The 12,648-nt window shown below is 38.9% G+C and carries 13 protein-coding genes; 4 read left to right on the top strand and 9 right to left on the bottom strand.

The window, feature by feature from the left end; translation table 11 throughout:
* Positions 1-3 precede the first annotated feature (3 nt).
* A complete protein-coding gene (gene rimI / locus ACYU0V_RS14210; protein ID WP_002121701.1) occupies positions 4-465 on the top strand; it encodes a ribosomal protein S18-alanine N-acetyltransferase in 462 nt (153 codons plus the stop codon).
* Here the strand turns inward: rimI and ACYU0V_RS14205 are convergent.
* From ACYU0V_RS14205 to trxB, 3 genes are all read right to left on the bottom strand, one after another.
* The gene (locus tag ACYU0V_RS14205; RefSeq protein ID WP_004703325.1) at positions 451-1,266 is read right to left on the bottom strand and encodes an arginyltransferase; all 816 of its coding nucleotides are present in this window, start codon (positions 1,264-1,266) and stop codon (positions 451-453) included. The genes rimI and ACYU0V_RS14205 overlap by 15 nt on opposite strands.
* An 18-nt stretch (positions 1,267-1,284) precedes the next feature.
* On the bottom strand, positions 1,285-2,016 hold the full coding sequence (gene aat, locus ACYU0V_RS14200) for a leucyl/phenylalanyl-tRNA--protein transferase (RefSeq protein ID WP_002121697.1): 732 nt from the start codon (positions 2,014-2,016) through the stop codon (positions 1,285-1,287).
* 122 nt (positions 2,017-2,138) lie between these two features.
* Positions 2,139-3,086 carry a thioredoxin-disulfide reductase gene (trxB, locus tag ACYU0V_RS14195; protein ID WP_002121722.1) on the bottom strand — a complete coding sequence of 316 codons (948 nt, stop codon included), beginning with the start codon at positions 3,084-3,086 and terminating at the stop codon, positions 2,139-2,141.
* Between the two features lie 269 nt (positions 3,087-3,355).
* Between trxB and ACYU0V_RS14190 the strand changes: the two genes are divergently transcribed.
* Positions 3,356-6,409, top strand: coding sequence for a DNA translocase FtsK (locus tag ACYU0V_RS14190; protein WP_063098236.1), 3,054 nt, complete (start codon positions 3,356-3,358; stop codon positions 6,407-6,409).
* Positions 6,410-6,560: 151 nt separating this feature from the next.
* A complete protein-coding gene (gene rhtC / locus ACYU0V_RS14185; protein ID WP_031947563.1) occupies positions 6,561-7,181 on the top strand; it encodes a threonine export protein RhtC in 621 nt (206 codons plus the stop codon).
* A 40-nt stretch (positions 7,182-7,221) separates the two neighbouring features.
* Here the strand turns inward: rhtC and ACYU0V_RS14180 are convergent, their stop codons facing one another.
* From ACYU0V_RS14180 to ACYU0V_RS14155, 6 genes are all read right to left on the bottom strand, one after another.
* Positions 7,222-7,509, bottom strand: a complete 288-nt coding sequence (locus ACYU0V_RS14180; protein WP_005070896.1) for a PA4642 family protein — start codon at positions 7,507-7,509, stop codon at positions 7,222-7,224.
* An 83-nt stretch (positions 7,510-7,592) separates the two neighbouring features.
* The gene (gene minE / locus ACYU0V_RS14175; RefSeq protein ID WP_000896934.1) at positions 7,593-7,865 is read right to left on the bottom strand and encodes a cell division topological specificity factor MinE; all 273 of its coding nucleotides are present in this window, start codon (positions 7,863-7,865) and stop codon (positions 7,593-7,595) included.
* A gap of 2 nt (positions 7,866-7,867) precedes the next feature.
* Positions 7,868-8,680 (bottom strand): septum site-determining protein MinD, encoded by an 813-nt coding sequence (minD, locus tag ACYU0V_RS14170; protein ID WP_002121719.1) that lies wholly within the window; start codon positions 8,678-8,680, stop codon positions 7,868-7,870.
* 66 nt (positions 8,681-8,746) lie between these two features.
* Positions 8,747-9,475: a septum site-determining protein MinC gene (minC, locus tag ACYU0V_RS14165; protein WP_005075304.1), complete on the bottom strand. Its 729-nt coding sequence runs from the start codon at positions 9,473-9,475 to the stop codon at positions 8,747-8,749.
* A gap of 120 nt (positions 9,476-9,595) precedes the next feature.
* Positions 9,596-10,642, bottom strand: coding sequence for a hypothetical protein (locus tag ACYU0V_RS14160; protein WP_039756890.1), 1,047 nt, complete (start codon positions 10,640-10,642; stop codon positions 9,596-9,598).
* Between the two features lie 16 nt (positions 10,643-10,658).
* On the bottom strand, positions 10,659-11,585 hold the full coding sequence (locus ACYU0V_RS14155) for an acyltransferase (protein WP_005803140.1): 927 nt from the start codon (positions 11,583-11,585) through the stop codon (positions 10,659-10,661).
* 246 nt (positions 11,586-11,831) lie between these two features.
* On the opposite strand from ACYU0V_RS14155, the gene ACYU0V_RS14150 reads away from it, so the two are divergent.
* Entirely contained in the window at positions 11,832-12,485 is a 654-nt protein-coding gene (locus ACYU0V_RS14150; protein ID WP_005070886.1) for an OmpA family lipoprotein, read from the top strand.
* The last annotated feature ends 163 nt before the right edge of the window (positions 12,486-12,648 follow it).

Below are 12,648 nucleotides of genomic sequence, written 5' to 3'. Positions count from 1 at the left end.
CTCATGATTCGTATTATGCAAAACACTGATGTGGATATTGTCGTTCAAATTGAAAAATCAGTACAAACACATCCGTGGTCAAGACAGCAATTTATTGAATCTTTGAATTCTTATCAATGTACAGTGATTGAGTCACAAAACAGAGTGGTTGGGTTTTGTATTTTACAGCCTGTTTTAGATGAAGCTAATTTGTTACTCATGGCAGTTGACCCTAAAATGCAAGGGCAGGGTTTAGGATATGAGTTATTAAGTGCATCAATTGAAAAATTAGAAAATCAGCCAGTACAAATCTTTTTAGAAGTTCGTGAAAGTAATAAAGCCGCTATTGGTTTATATGAAAAAACAGGCTTTCACCAAATTGATCTGCGTCGCAATTATTATCCTACCCAAGATGGTGGGCGGGAACATGCGGTCATTATGGTAAAAACCTGTACAGATGATTTCGCATCTTTATTTAATGATTAAATTATTCCATTCAGAAGGTAACGTAGTCATAAGAGATGTACCTAGCTGTTGAATTTCTTCTGGTGATAATGACCTGTTTAAACGGCGCCATTGCCCATCGAGCAGAAGTTCTAAAGGGGTATATTGCGATTTATAGTTCATTTTGGCTGAATGAGGCACCCAATAGCCTAAGTAGAGATATTCTAAACCGAGCGATTTCACATATTCAATTTGGTTAAGAATAGAGTAAACACCAAGTGATCTACGATGCTCATCGGGATCAAAGAATGTATAGACAGCCGATAGTCCATCATCCATTAAATCACAAGTAGAAACGCTAATGAGCCGATTGTCTTTCCAAAGCTCAAGAAAAAAACTATCTGTGCAGCTATGTACTAAAAACTTTTCAAACTGATCTAAGCTCGGCGGAAACATATCACCATCTGCATGGCGTTCATTAATATAGCGTTCGTATAAATCATAATGAATTTGGGCTGCTTGTCGCGTAGGCAGAACAGTCATGGTGAGATCTTGATTTCGTTTCCATGCTTTTTTTTGCATGCTGTTCATTTGGAAATCGGCAACTGGAACACGACAAGACAAACATTGTCGACATAAGTGACATTCAGGGCGATAAACAAAGTCGCCACTACGGCGAAAGCCTAAACGAGAAAGTTCTGAAAGAGTGACCACATCAATCCGATGGATGGGGTCTAAAAATACCATGCGTGCAGATTTATTTTCTAAGTAGCTGCAATCATGAGGTGGAGTAATATAATACTGCAGATCATTTAAAAGGGACTTCGGGTGATATGATTTCATGATTGGTCCCTCCTGTTATCATTCCATTAATTTTGCATCTAATGCTATTGTTTTACTTGAAAATACACGTTCTTGATACTTTTTCCAATTGATAGAGGGGTGAATAATTACATCTTGTAACGATTTTAAGTAGTCTTGACGAGAAAGTGTACTGGCTCCCAGACTAATTAGGTGACTATTGACGAGTTGGCAGTCTATCCATGGTAGCTGATTTTCTTGTCCTATGAGCATTAATGTATAAAAAGCCATTTTTGAAACATCGGTTTCATTGCTAAACATTGACTCACCGAAACACCCTTTACCAATCGTAACACCATATAAACCTCCTACAAGATCCTCTTGTTGCCATACTTCAATACTGTAACCATAACCAGCATTAAACATCTCACAGTAGCCTTGAATAATATCTTCACTAATCCATGTTTCGTCTGCATAACTTCTTGGCAAAGAGCAAGAGCGAATAACTTGTTCAAAGGCATGATTAACAGTAATTGCATAGTCATGTTTTTTCATATTTCTCAGTAATGACTTGCTGGGCTTGTAGTTTTGGGGGTAAATCACGCAACGAGGTTCTGGGCTCCACCAACAAATCGGCTCATCTTCATTAAACCAAGGAAAAAGACCATGGGTGTAAGCTTCAAATAGTGTAGAAGGGGAGAGGTCTGCTCCAATACAAATTAAACCATGCCCATCTGGGTCAGCTTCAATCGGGTCAGGAAAAATGAATTGAGAAAGTGGAAGTGTATTCATAAAAATAAAATAAGATGAGCTTTAAGGTTATGCTATAAAAATTAATATATGTCAGCTAGTCATTATTCTAAAAAAACAGCCGTTATGAGAACGGCTGTTTTTAAACTCTAGAAATCTATTAATTAAAGATTATCTAGATATTTTTCAGCATCTAGAGCCGCCATACAGCCAGACCCAGCAGAAGTAATTGCTTGGCGATAAATGCTGTCAGCGACGTCACCAGCAGCAAAAACACCAGCTACAGAAGTTGCTGTTGCATTACCAGACGTGCCACTTTGTACTTGGATGTAGCCATCACGTAAGTTTAATTGGCCTTCAAACATTCCAGTGTTTGGCTTGTGGCCAATTGCTACGAATAGACCATGAACCTCTACGTCTTGCTTAGAGTCATCTTGAGTTGATTTAAGGCGAACACTGGTTACACCAGTATTGTCACCCAATACTTCTTCAACTTCGTGATTCCAAATAATGCTGATTTTGCCTTCTTTTTCTTTGGCAAATAAGTGATCTTGCAAAATCTTTTCAGAACGTAAAGTATCACGGCGATGTACTAACGTTACATGTGAAGCAATATTTGATAAATAAAGTGCTTCTTCAACAGCAGTGTTACCACCACCAACAACCATTACTTTTTGGTTTTTGTAGAAGAAACCATCACATGTTGCACATGCGCTTACGCCTTGACCCATAAAGTTTTGTTCAGACTCTAGACCAAGATATTGAGCTGTAGCACCAGTTGCAATAATTAAAGCGTCACATGTGTACTCTTCCATGTCACCTTTTAAAACGAAAGGACGTACATTTAAGTCCACTTCGTTAATATGGTCATAGACGAGTTCTGTACCAAAGCGTTCAGCATGTGCTTGCATACGATCCATTAATGCAGGACCTGTTAAACCTTCAGGATCGCCCGGCCAGTTGTCAACTTCGGTTGTTGTTGTAAGTTGCCCACCTAGTTGTAAACCTGCAATTAAAGTAGGTTTAAGGTTTGCACGCGCTGCATATACTGCTGCACTATAGCCCGCAGGGCCAGAACCGAGAATAATTAACCGAGAATGACGAGCACTCATTGAGGGTATCCTTATTTATTTCGAGAATTTTGAAAATTATACGTGAATTTGCCGATCAATAGCGTTAAATCAATGTGGATAATATTGATCAGGTCAATCGAATTAAGTTATATAACAATATAGAAGTGCCTTATGTTAACAACAACTGTAAAGAATCATGCACCTTTTTTGTAAGAACAGGTGCATAATATAAAGTTCATTCGTTGAAGATCTAAAATGTAGTTCTTCACATCTCTAAACCAATAATTAAATGGGTTACAGGACAGTATATGACTGCGGTGTCAAGTGTTTATGCACAGCGCTTATTGATGACATTATTCTTGGTTTCTTTTGGTATTTATATGTTTCTGGCAACAGTAACATATACACCATTTGACCCGGGCTGGATGCATATTTCCAGTGATACTCAGCAAGTATCCAATGCAAGTGGTATTGCTGGCGCATGGATTGCAGATTTGCTGTTTGGTTTTTTAGGATGGGCAAGTTTGCTTATTCCAATTTTCCTTTTCATTGAAGCAATTCAGGTTTGGTGGCCACGTAGTTTCCTAAACCGCCCATTTCGTTATGCTGCACAATTCTTCTTAATTCTAGTTGTATCTAGCTTACTTTATTTACATTGGAATGTGCCGGCAGATACTTTAGATAATGCAGCTGGGGGAATTATTGGTTATGAGTTAGGTCAAAGCCTATCTCAATTGTTAACAATTTACGGTGCGACCTTATTTTTACTGGTTTTCGGGGTGGTGTTGTTTACTCTTGCATTTGGGGTGCAATGGAGTAAAACATGGGTTACGCTCAAAGCGACACCAAGTTATTTACAAGATTTATTTTATAAGAACGTATCTCCGAATGAATCGGATTATGACTTAACAACTCAACCTGCCAACAAAGCAGCCGCGGTTAAAGTTGCTGATAATGCAGAGACGAATGCGAATGCTTCAGATGAGAAAGAAGCATCAGTTCAATCTGAATCAACTCAACCGCAATCTACCACAACGCGACATGATGCGGTTGCTGAGCGCTTATTTGCAGATGTGCTAGCGAAAGAGCAGAGCCGACCTGAACCTGTTGCAGATACACCAGTTGCAAATACTCAGAACTTTGAGCATACGCTTGAACAGGCCCATAAACTTGAACGAGATAGCCAACGTTTAGTTGCGACTGGCGAAGTATGGCGTGCTTTACAGCGTGATGATGCGAGTCATAAGCAAGAAATTGATGCGCTTTTAAGAGCTGCTGATGATTCGACAGAGACAGAGCAAGTTCCTACTCATGAGCAATTTCAGCAAACAATTTCTCAAGTAAATCAAAATCAACCATCATCTAAACAAGACTTACATGGTCTTGATTGGAATGATGATGAGATTTTTGATGAGTTGCTTGCCGCGGTTCCAAACAGTAAAACTGCAACAGATGTGCATACACCATTTGTTCAAGATCACCATGTAGAAGCCGAACCAACTTCGCAATCTGTTAATATTGCGAATGAAACATCTTCAAATATTTCAAATTTAAATCAATCACCTAAAAATTTAGCAAACGAACAAGTCTTTGAAGATTTTGATGATTTATTAATAGATGAAGACATTGCTCCAGCTGAACCTGTAAGAGCAAGTAGTTATGCGCAATCTTCAGCATTTGTAAAAGCTCCTATCCAAACGACTATTCAGGCCGACAAACTTTCAAAAGAAGAGTTTATCGAAGCTTGGCAGGAGACTGCTGGAAAACCGCAGGAAAATGCTGATTTTGATGAAGACGATTTCGATTTTGATGCACCGTTAACAGATGCATCAGGTCGCCCAATGTCTCGTGCAATGCAAGTTGCTAAGAAGCGTTTGGATTTGCCAACTTTACCGGGCCTTGACCTACTTGATAAGGTCGATCCAAATAAGAAAGTCAACTTTACTGAAGAACAACTTTCACGTTTGTCTGAATTGCTTGAAATTAAATTGCAAGAATTTAACGTTAAAGCACAGGTGGTAGAGGCTCAACCAGGACCAGTTGTGACTCGCTTTGAGTTAGATTTGGCGCCGGGTGTTAAAGCTTCTAAGGTAACGAATATCTCACGTGACTTGGCACGTTCAATGTCGATGGCATCCGTACGTGTGGTCGAAGTTATTCCTGGTAAACCATACATTGGTATTGAAGTGCCAAACAGTGCCCGTGAAATGGTACGTTTGATTGAGTTATTGGAAACACCAACATATCGCGACCCAAGTGCATTAATTAGTATGGCGATGGGTAAAGATATTTCAGGTAATCCTGTACTCACTGATTTAGCGAAAGCACCACATATGTTGGTTGCTGGTACGACAGGTTCTGGTAAATCGGTTGCGGTCAACTCGATGATTTTATCGATGTTACTTAAATATACGCCTGACCAATTACGTTTAATTTTAATCGATCCAAAACAATTAGAACTTGCAAACTATAATGATATTCCACATTTATTAACTCCAGTCGTTACTGACATGAAAGATGCGGTAAGTGCTTTGAACTGGTGTGTGAATGAAATGGAACGTCGTTATAAGCTTATGTCGTTCTTAAAAATTCGTAAATTAAGTGACTACAACCGTAAAGTTGAAGAAGCGATTGCGAATGGTGAAGACTTAATTGATCCGACTTGGAAACCAAGTGATTCTGCGACACAAGAACGTGCACCTCGTTTAACGCCATTACCATCTATTGTCATTGTTGCGGATGAGTTCGCCGACATGATTATGCAAGTGGGTAAAAAAGCAGAAGAAATGATTACCCGTTTGGCGCAAAAATCTCGTGCTGCTGGTATTCACCTCTTGCTTGCAACTCAACGCCCATCTGTTGATGTTATTACCGGTTTGATTAAAGCCAATATTCCAACGCGTGTAGCACTACGTGTAAACAGTAAAATTGACTCACGTACTATTTTGGATGCTGGTGGTGCAGAAGACTTGTTAGGTCATGGTGATATGCTGTTCTTAGGCCCTGGTAAAATTGAGCCGGAACGTGTGCATGGTGCTTTCATTAGTGATGATGAAGTAAACCGTATTTGTGATGCTTGGCGTGAACGTGGCGAGCCAGATTATATTGATGAAATCTTGACTCCATTTGATGAAGAGCCAGCGTCACGTGGCTTTGAAGAGGGTGAGGGCGGTTCTGACCGAGATGCTCTTTATGATCAATGTGTGTCATTCGTATTAGAAACTCGAAAAGCGTCTACATCTTCGCTACAGCGTAAATTTAGCCTTGGTTATAACCGTGCTGCTCGTATTATTGATCAAATGGAAGAGAACGGCATTGTGAGCTCAATGGGTCCTAATGGTAAACGGGATATTCTAGTTTAAGACAATACAATTTAAGCCTCTTCGGAGGCTTTTTTATAACTTAAATAAAAGTGAACCTATTTATAAGTGACTTAAAGATTTTATCGTTTAGTAAAAAGTGCTAATGTATTTTCCCTAAATAAATAACAATGAATTAAATCAGGAGAAAGACATGTTATTAGCTCTGATTACGTTAGCCTTTATTCACTTTTGTGCACTTATCACTCCTGGGCCTGATTTTTTTCTTGTATCTCAAACCGCCATTAGTCGATCTCGTAAAGACGCTATGCTGGTCGTTGCTGGTATAACGGCAGGTGTTATGTTTTGGGCGTGCTTGGCACTGATGGGGCTAAATCTTATCTTTGAAAAAATGGCTTGGTTAAAGCAAGGTTTGCTCATTGCTGGTGGCTTATATCTATGTTGGTTGGGCTATCAGATGCTACGTTCAGCTTTTTCAAAAAATCAGCAAGAGGGCAATGTTGCTGTTGAACTTCCCAAAGCACCTTACTTATTTTTTATTAAAGGTTTGATAACCAATTTATCAAATCCGAAAGCTGTTATTTATTTTGGTAGTGTTTTCTCTTTATTTTTAGCTAATCCTCAACTTGATCAAGTTCACTGGCTACTCTTTATTATTGTCACAGTCGAGACAATTTTATGGTTCTGCTTTGTGACTTTTATTTTCTCGTTACCAAGTTTTAGAGCAGCTTATCGTAATTTTTCAAAATGGATTGATGGTATTTCGGGTGGTATTTTTACCGTATTTGGTATTTTCCTGATTGGTAATCGATAAGTTTAGATAAGAAAAAAGCCTCTTTAAGAGGCTTTTTATTTTAAGCAAACTTTGCTAGAACTTCTAAAAATGGTGCTGATTGACGCGGAAACTTAGCAATTACATCATGGATGCGTTGGCCTTCAGGGTCTTTGGCATTAATATCGCGTCCGTCCGCAATAAATTGCTTTAAAAGACGCTCATAGTCTGTTGGGCGCATATGTTTGAATGCATGGTAGAGCACATGAAAATCTGCATTCACACCACTTGGAGGAAGTTGGTTGAGGTAGGCAAAAACACGCTCATCGGACCATTCTTCATTGAAAGTTGCTGGCTGTGATAATGCCATGACAATCTCCTCATTTTAAAAAAGGCAAAATAACTTGCGTTATTTTGCCTTGATTCTGATTTATTGAATAGTCAGAAATAGAATTATCGTTCTTCAGGTAAATTGATATTCATTTCTAACATTTCGATATTAGCTTCAGAGCGAACTTGCATTTGGATATGCTGTTCACCTACACCGCTAACATAACGACTAACCACTTGCATGATTTCTTTTTTCATCTGATCAATTTTGTCTTGGCTTAAACGGCGGCCTAAACCTTGTTCAGAAGCAACAATAACTTTCAAACGATCTTTGGCAGTTTGAGCACTTGATGGTTTTTCTTCGCTGCTAAATAATTTACTCCAGAATCCTGCCATATCTACGCTCCAAATAGTCGTGCTAACCAGCCTTTAGGTTGAGCTGTGATGTGTCGATAAGGACGGTCTTCGCCAAGGAAGCGTGCAACCAAATCATCATACCCCTGACCAGCTTTAGTTTCTGAATACAGAATAACTGGCTTACCTTCGTTTGATGCTTGTAATACACTTGGACATTCTGGAATAACACCTAATGTCGGTACGCGTAAAATATCTTTAGAAATATCATCAATTGTCAGCATTTCCTGACGGTCAGCACGTTCTGGGTTAAAACGTGTAATACATAAATGTTTACGTATACGCCCTTCGTTGTGTTCAACTTTCTTGGTTTTGCTATCTAACATACCAATAATACGGTCAGAGTCACGTACTGAAGAGATTTCAGGGTTTGTTACAATGATTGCTTCATCTGCATGATACATGGCTAAAATTGCGCCACGCTCGATCCCTGCAGGTGAGTCACAAATGATGTAATCAAACTCTTGAGATAACTCATCAATAACTCGAGCAACACCTTCGTCGCTCAACGCATCTTTATCACGTGTTTGTGAAGCCGGTAAAATATAAAGGTTTTCGATATCTTTATCGCGAATAAGGGCTTGTTGCAGACGTGCTTCATTATTAATAACATTAACGAAATCATATACAACACGACGCTCACAACCCATAATCAAATCAAGGTTACGTAAGCCTACATCAAAATCAATCACAACAGTTTTATGACCACGAAGGGCTAAACCTGTTGCAAAAGATGCGCTCGTTGTAGTTTTACCTACACCACCTTTGCCTGATGTTACGACAACAATTTTGGCCACCGAATCCACTCCTATTATGGTCATACACCCTTAAAAGGGCTGTTTTTTGGTGATTTGCTTAATAAATTAAAGTTCTAGAGCTTCAAATTCAAGCTCTTGCTTTTCATTTAAATAAATATGTACTGGTTTTTTTACCACATGTTTAGGGATATCATCTGCGACACAATACGTTCCGGCAATGGAAACGAGCTCAGCCTCTAAAGATTGGCAAAAAATGCGTGCAGCTGCGTGCCCGCCCGCACCAGCAATGACTCTACCACGAACTGTGCCATAAATATGTATATTTCCTGAAGCGATCACCTCGGAACCACTATTCATGCCAGCCTTTAAAATAATATCGCCGTTATCTTGTACAAGGGATTGGCCTGTACGCAAAATTTCATCATGATAAGAGGTAATATGAGCGACCGCTATCTTGTTTAGTGGTTTTTTTGTTTCTGCTGAAGACGAGGCAGGAGCTGTAGCAGGTTTTTCCACAATAGCCACTTGTTCAGCTGTCGCTTTAATGCGTTGTAATGGTTGATCTGCCGGTAAAACAGGGAATTGAATAGCGCGAGCCTCATCTCCTAAAATACCGTCGATTACCGCCATTGGTTGTAAACCCAAGCTCACCAGAAGTTGAATCAATGCAATTAACTCTTGCTCAACTGTACTGTCAATAATCACTAAAGTTCCTTGATAGGAACCTTCATTTAAAATATTTGATAATTGCTGGCGGATCACATCATGATCATTGGTATCGAAGGTTATCCTGCTAAAGTTAACCATTCTGCCGGTAATCCGTATATCAGCCATAAGTCTTCCTTCAAGGCGTTAAACGAGCTGTAATATCGTTAAGTTTATTGTAAATAGGGCAAATGCTAGAACAATTCGTGCCAATTCTCTAGCGTGATTCATAAAAAATTAAATAAATGCTTATTCTTTGATTCGATCATACTCCGCAAGGGTTTGTTGCCATTGTTTGACCTTGACTTGTTTACGTACAGACTCCAGTGTCTCGAACACGACAGATTCAACCAATTGCTCAAGCTGACGATTATTAATATTGATTTCACTTACTCTTTGAGAAATTAATTGATAAGTAGGGTTCGGACTATTTGGTGAGCCCTCAATTAAAGGTTCAATTAAACCTGCACTAATATTTTCACCTAATCTTTGACCAATGCTTTGAATTTGCTGTTCAATGCGGCCCCCGACTAAAGGAATTAATCGTAATAATTGAGTTAGCTCAGGCGTATCAATAATGGCTTGATCTACAATTTTGCCCACACCTTTTGTAATGGCAGGTTTTTGTTCTTTTAAAGCGGTGGCTAAAGATTCTTGTAATAATGCAGTTAGAGCAACAGTAAATTGCTCACGATGATGATTAACCAAGTCGTGAATAATCTGTTTATGGCTAGAACTTGTTTCAAGTTCATATCTAATACCATCAATCACGGTAATTACAACGCGGTCAGATAATTCTTCCATTACGACGCGATAATAAAATAGCCCAGTTTTCCGCCAGCTTTCCGGAACAACTGGATAGCCCAACTCATGTAAACGGTAAGCAATAATCCCAGCGCGGAATAAACGTAAAAAACGGAGCTGAGGAATAATAGCTAAAATTTCATACCAGTGAATAAAAGGAAAAAAGAACCAACGCTTATGGTGCTTATTGATGATCGCAATAGCCCAGCGTACAAGCAGCTCAATAATTAAAAAACCAATAAACCAAGCTTCTGACGTAATCACCCAAGGATGTAGTGAAGTACGATAAAAGCTGAGTACTTGGGGCAAGTGAATATGTTCAAAGAACCATGCCCCAATACTGCTCATTAAAAAGAAATTAGTCGCAAGACAGAACAAGTTAAAAATGATAATAAACACCATAAAGATGTCGTAGACCAAAAACAGCTTAAATGAAAGGCTGTTTGGGTCTACATGATGGTATTTCGTTTTTTTCCCAGAACTGTTTTGCATAATAACGGGTGCTTTCTTAAATATTTGCAGTGGTATATTGAGACTTCATTTGCTCAATAAGTTGATCTTTTTCGGTCCAAATGTCATGAACCCATTGCTGAAAACGTTCACGATAAGCCGCATCATCTTCATAATTGCCGCCAAGTACCCAGTCTGGAATTTCAATTTTACGTAAGTTAACCGCAATTTTAGAAACATCCCCAAGCCAGAAATCGCTATATCCCGGTACGCCATCAGGATAGACGATGGTCATATCAACTAGGGCATCGATTTTGTCACCCAAGATGTTTAATGCAAGCGCCAAGCCACCTGCTTTGGGTTTAAGTAAATGCTTATATGGCGATTTTTGCTGGTCATGTTTTTCTTGAGTAAAACGAGTACCTTCCAAATAATTTAATAGGGTGAAGGGCTGACTTAAAAGCTGCTCACAAGCTTTACGTGCTTCCATCATGTCACGGTCTTTAAGTTCAGGATTCTTCGCGATCTGTTCTTTAGTGTGACGCTTCATCATTGGGAAGCCTAAAATTTTAAATGCTTGCCCAACAAAAGGAATAAAGATGAGTTCCCATTTAGTAAAGAAACGGGTAAGGGGCATACGGGTTAAACCAAAATATTGATTTACAGTCGTGTCTACCCAACTTTGATGATTACAGGTCATTAAATAACGACCTTGCATATTCAGATCAAGTCCTTCATCAATGGTAATGTCCCATTTTAGATTGGGTAGAACATGGTCAATGAGCCAATTATTTACCCCTAACCAGCTATTTGTAATTTGAATATTAGTTTCATCTATTTTTGATGATTTTTTTAATAGTTTGGTCAGACCTAATGCAAGAACAGGAGGACCATGAAAAAAAGTACTTCCTGTAATGACTGTACCTACAGTGAGTCCACGTGTAATTTTTTTTAGCGCAGATTGTTTATTGGGTGCAGTTGACATATAAAAGACCCCGAATGTCTCAAATCCATAGAAAAGTTGTTCAACTATAACTGTCATAATATGAAATACAACGTTATCTTAGACAACAATGAAGAAATTGTGATGAGCTAGCATCTTAAAGTGCATCAAAATATTACAAAAACATAACTAAACTGTTTATTATTAACAAAATATCAATGTTTTATACTTCCTTTTTGTTTCATTATTCATTCAGACAACAAAACACACAAAGTGAGGAGGCATGCAATGCGTGCATTAGTTATTTCAACAGTGGTAGGGGCAGCAGTAGTTCTTTCTGGTTGTCAAACAACTGGTAATAATCTTGGTGGCGTTGAATACGATAAAGCCGCATTAGGTACTTTAATTGGTGCAGCAGCTGGTTATGGTATTTCTAAATCAAATGCAAACTCTAGCCGTCAAAACAACCGTGCTGCGGCAATTGGTGCAGTTCTTGGTGCTGCTGGTGGTGTATACCTTGACCAAAAAGAGAAAAAATTACGTCAACAAATGGCGGGTACTGGTGTAGACGTTGGCCGTAACCCAGATGGTTCTGTTCAATTGATCATGCCTGGTAGCATTACTTTTGATACAAACAAATCAAACATCAAGCCAAACTTCTACGCAACTTTGAACAAAGTGGCTCAAACTTTGGCTGAAGATAACAAGAGTGCAATTCTTGTAACTGGTTATACTGATAACACTGGTAATGACTCTATCAACATTCCATTATCACAAGCACGCGCTCAATCAGTACGTAGTTATTTAGCTAGCCAAGGCGTATCTGCTAGCCGTATCGACGCGCAAGGTTATGGTTCATCTAACCCGATCGCAGATAACTCAACTGCATCTGGCCGTGAACAAAACCGCCGTGTAGAAATCAGCATTTATGCTAAACAATAAGATCTAGTTTATTGTTTCAAAAACCACCTTCGGGTGGTTTTTTTATGGGTGCAGTACAAGAAATAATCACGACATTCTGCGGCGCATAAATTGCATTATTAGACATCATTTATACATATCCGTAGATTTACTATTGGGATTCTAAAAAAGAGATGACTATAAT

The sequence above is a fragment of the Acinetobacter sp. X9 genome (genome assembly GCF_054889255.1).
The sequence above is the reverse complement of the archived record's forward strand: the minus strand, read 5'-3'. Positions and strand labels throughout refer to the sequence as shown.